17 protein-coding genes and 1 tRNA gene are annotated in these 15074 nt (G+C 64.2%); 11 read left to right on the top strand and 7 right to left on the bottom strand.

Features of this window, described 5'->3' with window-relative positions; translation table 11 throughout:
• Complete coding sequence (gene leuD, locus DY926_RS06600; protein WP_116702657.1) at positions 1 to 624, top strand: 3-isopropylmalate dehydratase small subunit; 624 nt, start codon at positions 1 to 3, stop codon at positions 622 to 624.
• A gap of 75 nt (positions 625 to 699) precedes the next feature.
• A complete protein-coding gene (gene leuB, locus DY926_RS06595; protein WP_116702656.1) occupies positions 700 to 1818 on the top strand; it encodes a 3-isopropylmalate dehydrogenase in 1119 nt (372 codons plus the stop codon).
• A 190-nt stretch (positions 1819 to 2008) separates the two neighbouring features.
• Here leuB and DY926_RS06590 read toward each other — a convergent pair whose 3' ends face one another.
• Genes DY926_RS06590 through def form a run of 4 tightly spaced genes read right to left on the bottom strand, consistent with a single transcriptional unit; the run spans position 2009 to position 4452 of the window.
• Positions 2009 to 2746: a response regulator gene (locus tag DY926_RS06590; RefSeq protein WP_116702655.1), complete on the bottom strand. Its 738-nt coding sequence runs from the start codon at positions 2744 to 2746 to the stop codon at positions 2009 to 2011.
• Positions 2743 to 3288, bottom strand: coding sequence for a MarR family winged helix-turn-helix transcriptional regulator (locus DY926_RS06585; protein WP_241503091.1), 546 nt, complete (start codon positions 3286 to 3288; stop codon positions 2743 to 2745). The genes DY926_RS06590 and DY926_RS06585 overlap by 4 nt, the downstream gene beginning before the upstream one ends.
• Before the next feature lie 13 nt (positions 3289 to 3301).
• Positions 3302 to 3925 carry a COQ9 family protein gene (locus DY926_RS06580; protein ID WP_116702654.1) on the bottom strand — a complete coding sequence of 208 codons (624 nt, stop codon included), beginning with the start codon at positions 3923 to 3925 and terminating at the stop codon, positions 3302 to 3304.
• Complete coding sequence (def, locus tag DY926_RS06575; RefSeq protein WP_116702698.1) at positions 3922 to 4452, bottom strand: peptide deformylase; 531 nt, start codon at positions 4450 to 4452, stop codon at positions 3922 to 3924. Before def ends, DY926_RS06580 begins: the two co-directional genes overlap by 4 nt.
• A gap of 237 nt (positions 4453 to 4689) precedes the next feature.
• Here def and rpsU point away from each other — a divergent pair, with 237 nt between their 5' ends.
• Positions 4690 to 4893: a 30S ribosomal protein S21 gene (gene rpsU / locus DY926_RS06570; protein ID WP_010506446.1), complete on the top strand. Its 204-nt coding sequence runs from the start codon at positions 4690 to 4692 to the stop codon at positions 4891 to 4893.
• 87 nt (positions 4894 to 4980) lie between these two features.
• Positions 4981 to 6372 (top strand): sensor histidine kinase, encoded by a 1392-nt coding sequence (locus DY926_RS06565; RefSeq protein ID WP_116702653.1) that lies wholly within the window; start codon positions 4981 to 4983, stop codon positions 6370 to 6372.
• A 20-nt stretch (positions 6373 to 6392) separates the two neighbouring features.
• Here DY926_RS06565 and DY926_RS06560 read toward each other — a convergent pair whose 3' ends face one another.
• Complete coding sequence (locus DY926_RS06560; protein ID WP_116702652.1) at positions 6393 to 6962, bottom strand: outer membrane protein assembly factor BamE; 570 nt, start codon at positions 6960 to 6962, stop codon at positions 6393 to 6395.
• 184 nt (positions 6963 to 7146) lie between these two features.
• On the opposite strand from DY926_RS06560, the gene DY926_RS06555 reads away from it, so the two are divergent.
• The 7 genes from DY926_RS06555 (at position 7147) to DY926_RS06525 (ending at position 11618) form a co-directional block, all read left to right on the top strand.
• Positions 7147 to 7677 carry a YceD family protein gene (locus DY926_RS06555; RefSeq protein WP_116702651.1) on the top strand — a complete coding sequence of 177 codons (531 nt, stop codon included), beginning with the start codon at positions 7147 to 7149 and terminating at the stop codon, positions 7675 to 7677.
• Between the two features lie 170 nt (positions 7678 to 7847).
• Positions 7848 to 8051 carry a 50S ribosomal protein L32 gene (gene rpmF, locus DY926_RS06550; RefSeq protein WP_116702650.1) on the top strand — a complete coding sequence of 68 codons (204 nt, stop codon included), beginning with the start codon at positions 7848 to 7850 and terminating at the stop codon, positions 8049 to 8051.
• Positions 8052 to 8217: 166 nt separating this feature from the next.
• Positions 8218 to 9309, top strand: a complete 1092-nt coding sequence (gene plsX, locus DY926_RS06545) for a phosphate acyltransferase PlsX (protein ID WP_116702649.1) — start codon at positions 8218 to 8220, stop codon at positions 9307 to 9309.
• An 88-nt stretch (positions 9310 to 9397) separates the two neighbouring features.
• On the top strand, positions 9398 to 10369 hold the full coding sequence (locus DY926_RS06540) for a beta-ketoacyl-ACP synthase III (protein ID WP_116702648.1): 972 nt from the start codon (positions 9398 to 9400) through the stop codon (positions 10367 to 10369).
• A 100-nt stretch (positions 10370 to 10469) separates the two neighbouring features.
• Positions 10470 to 10793 (top strand): integration host factor subunit alpha, encoded by a 324-nt coding sequence (locus DY926_RS06535; protein ID WP_116702647.1) that lies wholly within the window; start codon positions 10470 to 10472, stop codon positions 10791 to 10793.
• A complete protein-coding gene (locus DY926_RS06530) occupies positions 10790 to 11458 on the top strand; it encodes a MerR family transcriptional regulator (protein WP_116702646.1) in 669 nt (222 codons plus the stop codon). The genes DY926_RS06535 and DY926_RS06530 overlap by 4 nt, the downstream gene beginning before the upstream one ends.
• An 86-nt stretch (positions 11459 to 11544) precedes the next feature.
• A tRNA-Pro gene (locus DY926_RS06525) sits at positions 11545 to 11618 on the top strand.
• A gap of 95 nt (positions 11619 to 11713) precedes the next feature.
• Here the strand turns inward: DY926_RS06525 and DY926_RS06520 are convergent.
• Together DY926_RS06520 and DY926_RS06515 are read right to left on the bottom strand one after the other, a co-directional pair.
• Positions 11714 to 12868 carry an AI-2E family transporter gene (locus DY926_RS06520; protein ID WP_116702645.1) on the bottom strand — a complete coding sequence of 385 codons (1155 nt, stop codon included), beginning with the start codon at positions 12866 to 12868 and terminating at the stop codon, positions 11714 to 11716.
• Positions 12869 to 12927: 59 nt separating this feature from the next.
• On the bottom strand, positions 12928 to 15012 hold the full coding sequence (locus DY926_RS06515) for a S9 family peptidase (RefSeq protein WP_116702644.1): 2085 nt from the start codon (positions 15010 to 15012) through the stop codon (positions 12928 to 12930).
• Positions 15013 to 15074: the final 62 nt, after the last annotated feature.

Below are 15074 nucleotides of genomic sequence, written 5' to 3'. Positions count from 1 at the left end.
ATGGATAAATTCACCGTTCTTACCGGCATCGCGGCCGCCCTGCCGGAAGAGAATATAGATACCGACAAGATCATTCCGGCGCGGTTCCTGAAAACCACCAAGCGTTCCGGCCTTGGGGTCAACGCCTTTGACAGCATGCGTTACCGTGCCGATGGCTCGGAAAACCCGGATTTCGTGCTGAATCAGGAGCCGTATCGCAAGGCGCAGATCCTGATCACGTTCGATAACCTGGGCTGCGGTTCATCGCGCGAGCATGCGCCGTGGGCGCTGCTGGATTTTGGCATCCGCTGCGTGATCGCGCCTTCCTTTGCCGATATTTTCCATAATAACTGCTTCAAGAACGGCATCCTGCCCATCGTGCTGCCGCGCCCGGTGTGCGAACAGCTGATGGCGGACGCCCGCATGGGCGGAAACGCACGGCTTACGATCGACCTGCCCCGGCAGGTGGTCATCCGCCCCGATGGCAGCGAAGTCCCCTTTGAAGTCGATCCCCTGCGCAAGAAACTGTTGCTGGAGGGGCTGGATGACATTGGCCAGACCCTGCAGCATGAAAAGGCGATCGAGACCTTTGAGACGGAACGCGCGCAGGCGCAGCCGTGGATTCCCCGTATCGTTCTGGATTAGGAACCGGGCGGCCGGTGCCGCCCGCATTACGGAACAGTTTCAGTCAACACACAGATTATCCGGATGGGAAACGTCATGTCCGCACCCAAGAAGCTCCTGGTCCTGCCTGGTGATGGCATCGGGCCTGAAATCATGCACGAGGTCCGCCGCATCATGGACTGGATGGCGCAGGCGCGCGGCATCCGCTTTGATGTGAGCGAGGACCTGGTGGGGGGCGCATCGCTGGCGGTGCATGGCCAGCCCATCACGCAGGAAGTGATTGATGCCGCGCGGGCGGCGGATGCGGTGCTGTTCGGCTCGGTCGGTGATCCGAAATGGGCATCTGCCGGGTTCGACCGCCGCCCCGAAATCGCCATTCTCAAGCTGCGTCAGGAACTGGGCCTGTTCGCCAACCTGCGCCCGGCCAAGGTGTTCGACTCGCTGGCGGATGCCAGCACGCTCAAGCCCGAGGTGGTGCGTGGGCTGGACATCATGATCGTGCGTGAAACGGTGGGCGGCATCTATTTCGGCACGCCGCGTGGCATCGAGACCCTGCCTGATGGCTCGCGCCGCGGCATCAATACCGAGGTCTATACCACGGCGGAGATCGAGCGTGTGGCCCGTGTTGCCTTTGATCTGGCCCGCAAGCGCGACAACCGGGTGTGTTCGGTTGAAAAATGCAACGTGATGGAAAGCGGCCTGCTGTGGAAAGAGGTCGTGACCGCCCTCCATGCCCGTGAATACGCGGATGTGGAACTGACCCACATGCTGGCTGACAACTGCGCGATGCAGATGGTGCGTAACCCGCGCCAGTTCGATGTGATCGTGACGGGCAACCTGTTTGGCGACCTGCTGTCCGATCTGGCGTCGATGCTGACCGGCAGCCTTGGCATGCTGCCCTCCGCCACGCTGGGCGCACGGGGCGAGGACGGTCGCCTGCCTGCGCTGTACGAGCCGATCCATGGCAGCGCGCCCGACATCGCGGGGCAGGGCAAGGCCAATCCGCTGGCGCAGATTCTCTCCTTTGCCATGCTGCTCCGTTATTCCTTCGACATGCAGGACGAGGCGGCGCTGATCGAGACCGCTGTCTCCAACGTGCTGGACAAGGGCCTGCGCACGCCTGACATCATGAGTGCGGGCAGGACGGAAGTGAACACCGATGGCATGGGCAGCGCCGTGCTGGCCGAGCTTGAGCGGCTGAACGCCGCTGCCTGAACCGGGCACGGATAAAGCTGATGAAAAAACGGGCTGGCATGGTTTCCATGTCAGCCCGTTCTGATTCCGGGTGGTGGCCTGCGAACCTGTTGATAAAGGGCAGGCGTTATCTCAAGCTTTTTGAAAAAAGCTTCACCAAAAACTTTTCGTTGATTCGCGCGGTGTTTAGCGGATGGGCCTTGATGCGCGCTTACAGGCCGGGTTTCAGGACATAGCCCTTGCCGCGCACGGTCTGCAGGAAACGCGGTTCGCGCGGGTCCGGCTCGATCCGGCGGCGCAGGCGGGTGACCTGCACATCCACGGCGCGTTCCCCGATTTCTTCCATGTCCAGCGTGGCGGCGATGTCGGTGCGTGAGAGGATCTCGTTGGGATGGCGCGCCAGAACCGAAAGCAGCGCCGATTCGCCACCCGTCAGGTGGACCACGCCCTCCGCATTGGACAGCAGCCCCCGCACCGGGTCGAATTCCAGATCCCCCAGCCGCACGATACGCAGGTTGTTGCTGGGCGCGGGCGGCACGAAGTGGCGCAGATGGGCCTTGAGCCGCAGCAGCAGTTCACGCGGCTCGAACGGCTTGGCCAGATAATCATCCGCCCCGGCTTCCAGCCCGATGATCCGGTCTTCCGGCTCGCCCCGCGCGGTCAGCAGCAGGATGGGGAAATCCAGCTTTTCGCGCCGTAATTCCCGTGTCAGTTCCAGCCCGTTTTCCCCCGGCATGGTAATGTCCAGCACCAGCGCATCGGGCTGCATGAAGCCCAGCACCTGCCGTGCCTCCTGCGCGGATGAGGCGGCGCTGACACGAAAGCCCTGTTCGCTCAGGTAGCGTTGCAGCAGGCGGCGCAGCCTGGGGTCGTCATCCACCACCACCACATGGGCGTCCACGATCATGCTGTCATGGGGCAGGGATGTCTCGCAGGCTGTCTGGATCATGTCGAACTCCGCTGTGGAGGGTGAAGGGCTCCGGTGGATAGGCCGGTGGCGTCCGATTCGTCTATCAGGCCCCGCATGACCCGGCGGAACCCGTCCACGGCCTTGCCGCCCGCCTTGCGGTACACCCGGAGCAGGACCTCACGTTGCAGGGAAAACAGCCGGTTTTCAATCTCCGCCCCGCGCGGGCTCAGGTAAAGCCGCCGCCGCCGCCGGTCTTCGGGGGCGGTTTCCTGCCGTATGATGTCCTTTGCCTGCAGTTCACCCAGCACGCGGCTCATGCTCTGCTTGGTAATGCCCAGCGTCTCGAGCAGCGCACCCACGGCGATGCCGGGCTGCAGCGCCACCACCTGCATCATGCGGTGATGCGCATGCCCCAGCCCGTATTCCTGCAGGGCTGCGTCAATCATCCCGGTGAAGGACCGGCAGGCCAGCATGAGCAGTTCCTGCGCCTGCCGCATGTCTTCATCGCGCAGAAACAGCAGTTCCACCCCGGCCCCTGCGGGCTGGTGGCGGGTGGGGGAGGGACGGACGGGGACAGTCACCTTCGTGCTGTTTTCAGGCAATGCGGCCGGTCAGGCGGTTGCGCAGGCGCGTAATGCGCCCGACTTCGGCCAGGCGGCGGTCAAGGAACTGCTCGACCGATGCCGGATTGCCGCCGCGTGTCAGCCAGAACAGGAGGGTGGAGATATAGACCCCGGCCAGCGTGACGCGCTTGGTCACGAAGGTGAAGCCGGTGGAGGTATCGCCCGCCGCCTCCCATATGGCGTTCACGCTCCGCCCCAGCGTGCGGGCAAGGATTCGGGCGTGGGTGGGCACCAGCAGCACTGCAAGCGCCTGCCGGATGGCGGCCCGGTGCGGGGTGGCGGCCTCCAGCCGGAACATGATGGCGGCGCGCACGCGGCGGCTGATCCTGCGGCTGCGGAACTGGTCCGTCGCCGCCAGCATCTCACGGTCCATGAGGTCGAAGCAGGCTTCCGCCACCTGCGCCACGCCATCGGGGAAAAGGAGGTCGGCCTCGGCGCTCACGCACTGTTTCAGCAGGGTGGGCGTCCATGGCTGGCTGCCTGCGCGCGGGTCGGCCAGGAACCGGCGCAGCAGCGCATCACGTTGCGGTGAATGGGCCGGGGCCGGGGGATGGAGCGCGGACGTCGCCGCCGCGACCAGAACTGAAAGATTCATGCGGGTTCTCCGTAACGCGCCATTTCGGTGTCAAATCCCATCCGGCCCAGATCCGTCATCCGCATGGGGTACAGGATACCGTTCAGGTGGTCATATTCATGCTGGAATACATTGGCCAGAAAGCCAGATGCAATGCCACGGATTTCATCACCCTGTTCATTCACGCCGCTATAGGCAATGCGTTCGTAGCGCGGCACCCAGCCACGCAGCCCCGGAATGGACAGGCAGCCCTCCATCCGGTCCACCATCTGGTCATCAACGGGCTCCAGGCTCGGGTTGATCAGGACGGATGGCGGGCAGGGGGGAGACTTCGGGCCACTGCTGCGACTGGTGGGGATATGGTACACGAACAGCCGCAGGCTCTGGTGTACCTGCGGGGCGGCCAGCCCCACGCCGCCCGCGTCCAGCATGGTTTCGATCATGTCGGCCACCAGGGTGCGGATGGACGGCGCCAGCGGGTCGGGCACCGCCTGCGCGGGCTGGAGCAGGACCGGATGGCCCATCCGGGCGATCTTGAGCAGCGTCATGCGGGAAATGGCCTCCATCTGTTACGCGGTAGCCCCCGTACCCGCGGGGGCGGGCAGGGGCATGTGAAATTCGTTTGCGCAGGCATGCGGGAATGATTTGTGTTGCCGGGGAAAGGTGTGATATAGCTGCGGCCCGTTTGGGAATCGCACGAAGGGAATGGCCTCGGGCGGATGTTCCCCAAGTTTCAGTTTCATGCGCCGCCCATACCGGATGGCCGACCAGGAGTTGATGACCCAGTGCAGGTTCTCGTTCGTGACAACAATGTTGATCAGGCCCTCAAGGCCCTCAAGAAAAAAATGCAGCGTGAAGGCATCTTCCGCGAAATGAAGCTGCGCCGTCATTACGAAAAGCCGTCCGAGCGCAAGGCGCGTGAGGCCGCTGAAGCCGTACGCCGCGCCCGCAAGATGGAGCGCAAGCGTCTGGAGCGCGAGGGCTTCTAAGCCACGCGTTATCGGAATACGGGTCTGACCCAGAAAAAACCGGCTTCTGCAAGGGAGCCGGTTTTTTTGCGTCCGGAAGGATAAAACATGGACTCCGCGCATGGTGATGAGAGCAGGCCACTCGCCCGGCAGGGGTGGCGCAGGGCACGCGAACGCCTGATCCGGCGCATCCTGCCGCGTTCGCTGCTGGGACGGATGCTGCTGATCGGGTTCATCCCCCTGCTGGTGACGCAGGCCATCTCGCTGGAGCTGTTTTACGGCAATTACCTCCAGATCGTCTCCCGCCGTCTGTCGGGCAATATGGTCACCACCATTTCCATGACGCTGGACATGCTCGAACGCTACCCGTCACCTGCGGACCGGCAGTGGATACTCGATGACATGGGCAGGCGCGCCGACATGGTCATGACATGGCATGAAGGCGCCAGCCTGCAGAGGAGCGGCACGAACCACGTGCTCGGCCCCATTGACGATTATCTGGTGCGGGACCTGCGCGATAACGTGCCCTGGCCCAGTTTTGTGGACTGGAAGCGCCCCCACCGGCACATGGTGATTCTGGTGCAGGTGCCCGGTGGCATCCTGCAGGTTGTGGCCCTGCGCAAGCGGCTGGACGTGGCGCCGGTGTGGCTGTTCGTGGCCTGGGCGTCGGGCAGCGCGCTGGTGCTGTTCCTGATCGCGGCGCTGTTCATGCGCAATCAGGTGCGCGCCATACGGCGGCTGGCGCGGGCGGCGGAACTGTTCGGCCTCGGGCGTGACACGGTGCCCATCGTGCCCGAAGGGGCGCAGGAAATACGCAAGGCCGCCGTCGCCTTCAACCGTATGCGTGACCGGATCAACCGGTTTGTGGAGCAGCGCACCACGGTCCTCGCCGGGGTCTCGCACGATCTGCGCACCCCGCTGACCCGCCTGCGCCTCTCGCTGGCCATGTTCCCGCGTAAGGGACTGGTCCAGGCGGCCGACCTTCAGCCCGATATTACCGACATGATCGGGGATATTGCGGAAATGGAGCGCATGATCGAGGGCTACCTGTCCTTCGCCCGCGGCGAGGGGGCCGAGGTGCCTGTGGTGATCCGTGTCGAGGAAATGTTCGAGGAGATCGGGACGACCCAGCGCCGCATGGGCACGGACATGACCATCGGCATGGTCATGCCGCCTGACCTGACCATTACCGGCCGCAGCAACGCCCTGCGCCGCGTGCTGAACAACGTGGTGGAAAATGCGCGCAACCACGCCAGCCGCATCGAGCTTTCAGCCGAACGCGCGCGCGGGCAGGTGATCCTGTACGTTGATGATAACGGCTGCGGGGTGGAAGAATCGCGGCGCGAAAGCGTGTTCCGCCCGTTCGAGAGCGGGAAGGAGGGGGGCACCGGCCTCGGCCTCGCCATCGCGCGTGACATCATTCATGCCCATGGCGGCCATATCTCGCTCGAGACGGGGCCGCTGGGGGGCGCGCGGGTCAGGATCGTCCTGCCGGAATAGGCGCTCAGGAAAGCCGTGGCTCAGGGCAGGGAGTTGCCCTGACCCCCATGGCCCGGTCCGCCATTCATGCTGTTCATGGGGCCGGTGCTGCCACCATAGGTGCTGCTCATCTGGCTGAGCGGGTTGTAGCGGCCGACATTGCCCAGGATCTGCTGCATCACGTTGATCTTGGTGCCCGGCGTGGGAGTGGCGCCCGGGGCCATGCTGACGTAGCGGGCGTCGTTCTTGTGCAGGACACGCATGTTGCGCAGGATGCCGTCCTGATCGAATGTCAGCACCACCGTTTCCTGCTTGCGTATGCGCGGGAAGCTGATGGGGGCGAGCACCTGCGTCATGGACGCATAGATCCACGTATTGTCGTCAAACGTGGCGTGCGCGGTGGGGGAGCCCATCGCGTCCATTATGTCCGAGCGCGAGGTCTCGCCGATCTTGAGTTTCTTGTAATCATCCGGTTCCACCAGCGAGCCGCGCTGCAGGACGGAGGGCTTGAACAGCGAGCAGCCCGACAGCCCGACCGCTGCCCCGATGACAGCGCATGAAAACAGGCGTAATGAACGGGAGCGGGGCTGCTTGGCCTTGGGTGACCTCATGGTCCGGAAAATATCCTGAAATAAGGGCATGGCGCGTGATGCGGTTCGTCTTTCCGGTGCCCGATTGGGTAAATGAAGTCAATCGCAGATCGCCCCGCCGGTGGAAAAACACGCAGGCGGGGCCATATCGCCATCAGGCCCCGGCAGGGACAAGGCCCGCGAATATACGCGCAGGAGTATGACAATGGATGCAGAATTTTCCCGCCCCCTGGCCGTGGGGCGCATCCCGGCCAAGGGCATGGAGACCGTGATCGAGGCCTCGGCCGAGGAATGTCGCAGGCTGGTGAAGCGGCTCGGGATCGTGGGGCTGCGCAACCTGTCCTGCCGCTACCGCCTCAAGCCGGGGCGCGATGGGGAGGTGCTGGCCGAAGGCTGGCTGACCGCGCATGTGACGCAGGAATGTGTCGTAAGCCTTGAAGCGTTCGAGGACGTGCTGGCGGAATCGTTTACCGTGCGCTGCATCCCCGCCGAGAACTTCCGTGAGGATGACGAGATCGACCCCTTCACCGTTGATGAAGTGCCCTATGAGCGCGACACCATCGATCTGGGCGAACTGGCGACGGAAGAACTTTCCCTCGCCCTTGACCCGTATCCGCACAAGCCGGGCAGCACCATTCCGCAGGAATTCGTGCCCTCGGAAGACGGTGCCCCCGAGGAAACCGTGCGCAGGCAGCCTTTTTCCGCTCTGGCCGAGTTGAAAAAAAAGCAGAACTGACGCAAGGAAGGGGCCGAGGAGGGGGAAACTCGCCAGACCGATGCGCATCATCCCTTGCGCAAACGTAAATCGTCTGCTAGAGCGCCCCCCTCAATTATTGATAACTGACCGGTGTATCGCCACGAGGGTGTGCCTGCCGGTTGTGATCCAGATCGGAGGGGCCCGGGCCCATGGCTGTACCCAAGAGAAAAACCTCGCCGTCCCGTCGTGGCATGCGTCGCAGCCACGCTGCGCTGCCTGTTCAGGCGCATGCGGAATGCTCCAACTGCGGTGAGCTGAAGCGCCCGCATCACGTCTGCAGCCACTGCGGACATTACGACGGGCGTGAAGTCGCGTCCGCTGGCAAGGCGCTGAAGACGGCGGTCCGCACCTGATAACAGCACGCCTATGGCGTCATGACCCGGTAACGGCGCGCTCCCGCAGGGCGCGCGCCGGTGGACGCCCCACGGGTCGTCCCGCCCGGGGTGCGCAGGCTCACGGCCATTGCAAACCGCATAGCCTGATCTTGCGCGTTTCTTTCTTACCCGGCACAAGACGAGCATGAGCGAGACAGGTTCCTCCTTTTCCGAGACAGGGTCTTACACCCTTGCCATTGATGGCATGGGGGGAGATGGCGGCTCGGAAGTTGTGGTGGCCGGACTGGCGATTGCGGCGGACCGACATCCTTCGGCCAGAATCCTTCTGGTGGGGGACGAGGCGAAATTGTCCGGTCTCCTGAGCCGCCATCCACGCGCGGCCGCCATCTGCACAATCCGTCCGGCCGGTTCGGCCATTTCCATGGACATGAAGCCAACCGCCGCGTTGCGGGTGCGCGATTCGTCCATGCGGCTGGCCATGGATGCCGTAGCCCAGGGCGAGGCGCAGGGCGTTGTATCCGCCGGTAACAGCGGGGCGATGCTGGCGCTGGCCAAGATCGTGGTCAAGACACTGCCCGGCATCACCCGTCCCGCCATGGCGGCGCTCAGCCCCACCACGCGGGGTGATGTGGTCATGCTCGACCTCGGGGCCAACATGGCCTGTGACTGGCGCAACCTTGTCGAATTCGCCGTAATGGGCGAAGCCTTCGCCAAGGCGGTGCTTGGTCTGCCTGCGCCCACCATCGGGCTGCTCAATGTCGGGTCGGAGGAGCTCAAGGGCGACGAACGGCTCCGTCAGGCAGCGGAAGTGCTGCGGGGCAGTTCGCTGGCCAAGCAGTTCCACGGTTTTGTGGAAGGGCACGACATCACCGCCGGCACGACCGATGTGGTGGTGACGGATGGTTTTACCGGAAATGTGGCCCTGAAAACCGGGGAGGGCGCGCTGAAAATGGCGTTCACCCTCCTGCGGCAGGTCTTTACCTCCAGCCTTCTGGGCCGGATCGGGTATCTGCTTGTCCGCCCCGGTCTGGAGCGCATGAAGGAATGGCTCGACCCGCGCCGATACAATGGTGCGGTGTTCGTCGGTCTGAACGGTGTTGTGGTCAAGTCACATGGCGGCACCGACGCGGAAGGCTTCGCCGCCGCGGTGGACGTGGCGATGGATATGGTCACGCATCGCTTCAATGATGGAATTCGTGAGCGTCTGGCCCGTATGGAAAGCCTGACGTCGGTCAAGGCTAACCCGGATCAGCCGCAGGCGGTTCCTGCATCCTGACCCTGTGACATCCGGGTATGGCGGGCAGGCCGCGGTGCATGCCTCCACCTACCTGCGTATGTGAGATGAGAGTGGTGGAAAAACAGGCATGACGGCGAAACGCTCGCTTCTGTCCGGGTTCGGCGGTTATCTGCCTGAGCGGATCGTTACTAATGATGAACTCGCCTCGCGGCTCGATACATCGGATGAATGGATTCGTGGCCGCACCGGAATCGCCCAGCGCCATATAGCGGGGGAAGGCGATACCGCCGTCTCCATGGCGGCGCGGGCGGCGCGGCAGGCGCTGGATTATGCAGGCGCCACGCCGGATGATGTCGATGCCATAATCGTCGCCACCAGCACGCCGGATCAGGCTTTTCCGTCCACGGCAGTACGGGTGCAGGCCGAACTTGGCATGACCTCGGGCTTCGGGTTCGATCTGGCGGCGGCGTGTTCGGGGTTCATCTATGCCCTGTCCATGGCCGATTCGCTGATTCGCTGCGGGCAGGCCCGTTCCGCGCTGGTGATCGGCAGCGAAGTCTATTCACGCATTCTTGACTGGTCCGACCGTGGCACCTGCGTCCTGTTTGGGGACGGTGCGGGCGCGGTTTTCCTGACCGCCGCAGGCCCTGCGGATGACGGTGCGGGCATCCTGTCCACGCACCTGCATTCCGATGGCCAGTATGGTGATCTGCTTTATGTGGATGGCGCGACCGGCCAGCATGACAAGCCCGCCCACCTGCGCATGCAGGGGCGCGAGGTGTTCCGCCATGCGGTGGGCAAGCTGTCCTCCTCGGTTGATGAGGCACTGGCCGCCAACAACCTGAGCCATGCCGATGTGAACTGGCTGGTGCCGCACCAGGCCAACCTGCGGATCATTGATGGCGTGGCTCGCAAGCTCGCGCTGCCGCCGGAACGCGTGGTGATTACGGTGGACCGTCATGCCAATACCTCGGCCGCCTCCATCCCGCTGGCCATGAACGAGGCCGTGCGTGACGGACGCATCCACAAGGGTGACCTTGTGCTGCTGGAGGCGCTGGGTGGCGGCCTGACATGGGGTTCCGCGCTGGTCCGGCTCTAATGTCGTTTCGGTGCAACATTGCAATGAATGGTCGATAAAACCGGCCTTTCATTCACGACATTCAATTGACGATGGCAGCGCGCATGCATAACGTTTGCGCATGAGCACCGTGACGCGCGCCACTCTGGCAGAACAGATATATGATCAGGTCGGCCTGTCCCGCCATGAATCCGCCGATATCCTGGAGGATATCCTTGAGCGGATGGCACGGACCCTTGAGGCTGGCGATGCCCTGAAAATCAGTGGATTCGGCACGTTCTCCGTCCGGCAGAAGGGACAGCGTACGGGCCGTAACCCGAAAACCGGCGTGGAAGTGCCGATACTGCCACGTTCCGTTCTGGTTTTCCGGCCCAGCCAACTGCTCCGTGCCCATGTGAACGGGCAGTCCGGCACCATGGACCAGCCGGAAGGAGACGGGGAATGAGCGCGCAATACGATCCGGCGGAATCCGGTCAGACCTATGACGAAGCCGCGGCCAATGGGATGACAGGCGTGGACAGCCTGCCCATTTACGATGTCGCGCGTGAACTCGGCCTGGCCCAGCATGTCATGCGCATGTGGGAGACCCGATTCCCCCAGCTTGCGCCGCTGCGCGGGCAGGGCGGACGGCGCTATTACCGCCCGCATGATGTCGCCGTGCTGCGCCAGATTGCTGACCTGCTCTATGTCCGTAAACTGTCCGTAGCGGAAGCGCAGGCAGTGCTGGCGGGCATGGACAATGCCCTGCCTGCCGCCGGGGCCGAGGAGCCGCCCGCACAGCCCGCAGCCGCCACGGCACAGCCGGAAGAACCCGCGCAGCCCGAACAGATCGAAGCCGACGTGTCCGACGTTGTGGTGGAAGAGGTGGTTGTCAGCACGCAGGCGGAAGACGAGATCGAATCCTTCGCCGCGACAGCCGCATCCGCCATTCAGGCGGCACTTGATGAAACGGCGGAAGAACAGGCCGGGGAAGACGCCGCGCAGCAGCCGCTGGAACAGATGGTAATGATCGAGCTGGAGCGCCTTCAGGCGGAAAACGCGGCGCTGCGGGACAACCTGCGCGGCGTGCTGGTGGAGCTGCAGGCCCTGCGCGCCATGGTGCCGGTCTGATTTATCCGGTTTTTTTTCAGATTTGGCCCAGAACATGGCTTGCAGTCCCCCCATCGTCCTGCTACACCCTGCGCATCGCAGACAGGCGGGCAGTAGCGCAGCCTGGTAGCGCATCAGTCTGGGGGACTGGGGGTCGTGGGTTCGAATCCCGCCTGCCCGATATCCCTGTCTGCGATAAAAACCTTTTTTAATCTGGGTTGAACAAAGCATCCTGACCGGGATGCTTTTTTTTATGCCTGTTTTATGCCCGCGCGGCTATTCGCGCGCCCGGCTCCAGTTCAGCCACAGCATGTGCAGCACCGACATGATGGCGGGCCCCATGAACAGGCCCAGCAGGCTCCAGCTTTCAGCCCCGCCCAGAATGCCCGTCAGCACCCACAGGAAGGGGAGCTGCGTCGTGCCGCCGATAACGGCGGGCCTGACCAGATGGTCCGCCAGAAGGATCACGGCGATGCCCAGCAGGATGATGGTGATGGCCGTCAGCATCGCACCGGTATTGAACAGCACCAGCAGGGCGACGCCGGTGATGGCGATGATGGCGCAGAACGGGATCATCGCGGCGACGGCGGTTATGACCCCGAACAGGAAGGGATGCGGCGCACCCGCCAGCAGGTAGGTCACGCCCATCAGCATCCCTTCACCGATTCCCACCAGCACCAGTCCCGATACCGAGCCGTGGACCGAGGCGATGATCTGGAGCGCGATCCGCTCGCCACGTTTGCCAAAGGCGCGGCGTGAGACGTTGAGTGACTGGCGGATGACGGAATCGCCATCCTTGAGCAGGAAGAACACCGTCAGGATGGCGAAGGCGAACAGCAGCACCCGGTGCAGCACCTGCGTGCCCACCTGCTGCGTCACCTGCACCCCGCGCCCGATATTCAGTGAGCCAAGCAGGGCGGAAACATCGGCCGGGTCCCTGAGGTGCTCGTTCCACCACGTCTCCACCGCCACGCGGCCATAGGGCAGGCGGCTGGTCCACTGGGGCAGGGGGATGCCGGAATGGCGGGCATCATTGAGCAGCCGGAGCACCCCTTCGGCCTCCCGCCCGGCCTCAAGGGCGAACAGTGCCAGCGGCCCGAGGAAGATGAGCGCGATGCCCAGCGTGAACAGCAGCGGCAGCAGTATCCGGTGCGCACGCGCATGCCACCGCCGCCGCGCGCGGACATAGAGCGGCCATGACGCGATGGCGAAAATGCAGCCCCATATCAGCGATGGCAGGAAGCCCCGGACCGTGTAGAGCGCCAGCAGCACGAAAAACAGCGCCAGCGCCGCGCGGGCCATGCGCTGGGTGCGCCGGGTTTCCTGGAATGAACGGAAACTGCGCATCGTGGATAGAGGATCGGTCCGTTCCCCCGGCAGGGGGCAATACGGACGGTCCTGATCCGCGTTGTGGGGATCCGTCATGATCATTCCTCTGGAAACGGGCTCGACTCTGTGCGGACGGTAACGGGAACGTGCCTGCAACGCCATTAATCCCGTGTTGGGGCCGCGGTTTCAATGGCCCACAGGGCGAAAGCATGAATCAGGGCCGCTTCCTTCAGGGAGTCGAAGCGCCCCGTCGCCCCCCGGTGCCCGGCCTCCATGTTCGTGCGCAGCATGACGGGCCGTGTCGAGAGGGTATGCTCACGCAGGCGCGCCACCCATTTTGCCGGTTCCCAGTAGGTCACGCGCGGGTCCGTCAGGCCGCCCATGGCCAGGATGGCCGGATAGGCGCGCGGGGCCACCTGTTCATAGGCGGCATAGCGGGCAATCAGGTCATAGGCCTGTTCGTCCTCCAGCGGGTTGCCCCATTCGGGCCATTCTGGCGGCGTCAGCGGCAGGGAGGCATCGGACATGGTGTTCAGCTCATCCACGAACGGCACGACCGCCACGATACCGGCAAACAGGTCGGGCCGCATGTTCGCGATCGCACCCATCACCATGCCACCGGCGGAGCGGCCATCCGCCACGATGCGACCTGCCGCGCCAAAACCCGCCTCGGTCAGGGACACGGCGCAGGCGATGAAATCACTGAACGTATTGGGCTTGTTGCGCCCCCGGCCCGCCAGGAACCAGTCCCATCCCTTTTCCGAGCCACCGCGCACATGGGCAATGGCGTAAAACCAGCCCCGGTCCACCAGGCTGAGCACGCGGGTGGAGAAGACCGGGTCAATGGCATGGCCATACGCGCCGTAGCCATACAGCAGCAGCGGGGCGGAGCCATCAATGGGGGTATCGCACCGGCCCAGCACGGTTACGGGCACCTGTTCCCCATCCGGGGCCTGCGCCATGAGCCGCCAGCAGCGGTACTGCGCCGGGTCATGGCCCGATGGCACGGTCTGCCGCTTGAGCAGGCTATCGGCGCGGCTCACCATGTCATGGGCATGCCATTCGCGCGGGGTCGTGGGTGACTGGTAGATGTAGCGCAGCTCGGTCGTATCGTATTCGTAGCCGCTGGCGAAGGTCAGGTCATAGGCGGCTTCATCCGGCTCCAGCGCGTGGGTGGCGCCGTGCAGGTCACGGATGACGATGCGGGTATTGGCGTTACGCCGCTCACGCCATGCCAGATGGCCCGACCACACCACACATTCCGTAATGTAGCGCCCCGGCTCATGGCCCACGAGATCGCGCCAGTTGGCGCGGCCGGGGGCGGTGTCGGGCGTAATCATGAGCTTGAAGTCACGCGCGCCATCGGCATTGGTCAGGATGATGAAGTGCCCTGCCTGATGGTACAGGCCGTACATGAGTCCCGTCTGCCGCGCGGCGGCGCAGACGGGCTGTGCCTGCGGGTCGTGGCCGGGGATCAGCCAGGATTCGGATGTATCATGATTGCCGCTGGAAATGATGATCCAGCCCCCCGAGCGCGTGGCCTCGACACCAACGAAGAAGCCGGGGTCAGCTTCCTCATAGACCAGCGTATCCGTATCTTCCCCGATGCGGCGGCGATAGACGCGGGCAGGGCGGCCATGTTCGTCGCGCCAGACCCAGAACAGGTGCTGGCTGTCCGGTGAGAAGACGAAGGCCCCGCTACAGTTCTCAACCGGCGGCAGGGGGGCGGCATCCCCGGTGATCCGGCGGATGTGGATGCGGTAGATTTCTGATCCCTGCGTGTCCTCGGCATGGGCGAACAGGGTATGGTCCGGGCTGTGGCTGGCGGTGGCGATGGCGTAATAATCATGCCCCTGTGCCGCCACGTTCACATCCAGCAGCACCTGCACGGCCTGCGGGTCGGCAGCTAGATGGCGGCTGTAAACCGGATACTGCGCGCCCGGTGCGTAGCCGGTCTGGTACATGTAGGGGCCATGCGGTACGGGGGGATAGGTCTCATCGGGCTGCATCCGGCCCTTCATTTCCGCCACGAGCCGGGCCTGCACATCTTCCGTGCCGGACAGGATGGCGGCGGTATAGGCGTTTTCCGCCCGCAGGTGCGCGGCAATTTCCGGCTGGAGCAGGGACGGGTCGCGCAGCACGTTCTGCCAGTTGTCGTCCTTCATCCACGCATATTCATCCTGCCGCGTGCGGCCGAGCTGCGTGATGGTGCGGGGTATCTTGCGGGGATTGGGGGGGAGCGTCATCGCATGGTCCTTCCGCGGTGGGGCGTGGGGCCGCAGGCCGGCCGGTCGGGGGAGTTCAGGTG

This window comes from Komagataeibacter melaceti, from assembly GCF_003403295.1.
GTDB lineage: Bacteria > Pseudomonadota > Alphaproteobacteria > Acetobacterales > Acetobacteraceae > Komagataeibacter > Komagataeibacter melaceti.
This window is presented reverse-complemented; position numbering and strand designations above follow the sequence as displayed.

Coding starts and splice junctions, on each gene's coding strand:
- DY926_RS06530 (WP_116702646.1), top strand. CDS start 10,790: ATGAGCGCGCAATACGATCCGGCGGAATCCGGTCAGACCTATGACGAA.
- DY926_RS06540 (WP_116702648.1), top strand. CDS start 9,398: ATGACGGCGAAACGCTCGCTTCTGTCCGGGTTCGGCGGTTATCTGCCT.
- DY926_RS06560 (WP_116702652.1), bottom strand. CDS start 6,962: ATGAGGTCACCCAAGGCCAAGCAGCCCCGCTCCCGTTCATTACGCCTG.
- DY926_RS06515 (WP_116702644.1), bottom strand. CDS start 15,012: ATGACGCTCCCCCCCAATCCCCGCAAGATACCCCGCACCATCACGCAG.
- DY926_RS06520 (WP_116702645.1), bottom strand. CDS start 12,868: ATGATCATGACGGATCCCCACAACGCGGATCAGGACCGTCCGTATTGC.
- DY926_RS06535 (WP_116702647.1), top strand. CDS start 10,470: ATGAGCACCGTGACGCGCGCCACTCTGGCAGAACAGATATATGATCAG.
- plsX (WP_116702649.1), top strand. CDS start 8,218: ATGAGCGAGACAGGTTCCTCCTTTTCCGAGACAGGGTCTTACACCCTT.
- def (WP_116702698.1), bottom strand. CDS start 4,452: ATGACGCTGCTCAAGATCGCCCGGATGGGCCATCCGGTCCTGCTCCAG.
- DY926_RS06565 (WP_116702653.1), top strand. CDS start 4,981: ATGGACTCCGCGCATGGTGATGAGAGCAGGCCACTCGCCCGGCAGGGG.
- leuD (WP_116702657.1), top strand. CDS start 1: ATGGATAAATTCACCGTTCTTACCGGCATCGCGGCCGCCCTGCCGGAA.
- DY926_RS06590 (WP_116702655.1), bottom strand. CDS start 2,746: ATGATCCAGACAGCCTGCGAGACATCCCTGCCCCATGACAGCATGATC.
- rpmF (WP_116702650.1), top strand. CDS start 7,848: ATGGCTGTACCCAAGAGAAAAACCTCGCCGTCCCGTCGTGGCATGCGT.
- DY926_RS06580 (WP_116702654.1), bottom strand. CDS start 3,925: ATGAATCTTTCAGTTCTGGTCGCGGCGGCGACGTCCGCGCTCCATCCC.
- DY926_RS06555 (WP_116702651.1), top strand. CDS start 7,147: ATGGATGCAGAATTTTCCCGCCCCCTGGCCGTGGGGCGCATCCCGGCC.
- leuB (WP_116702656.1), top strand. CDS start 700: ATGTCCGCACCCAAGAAGCTCCTGGTCCTGCCTGGTGATGGCATCGGG.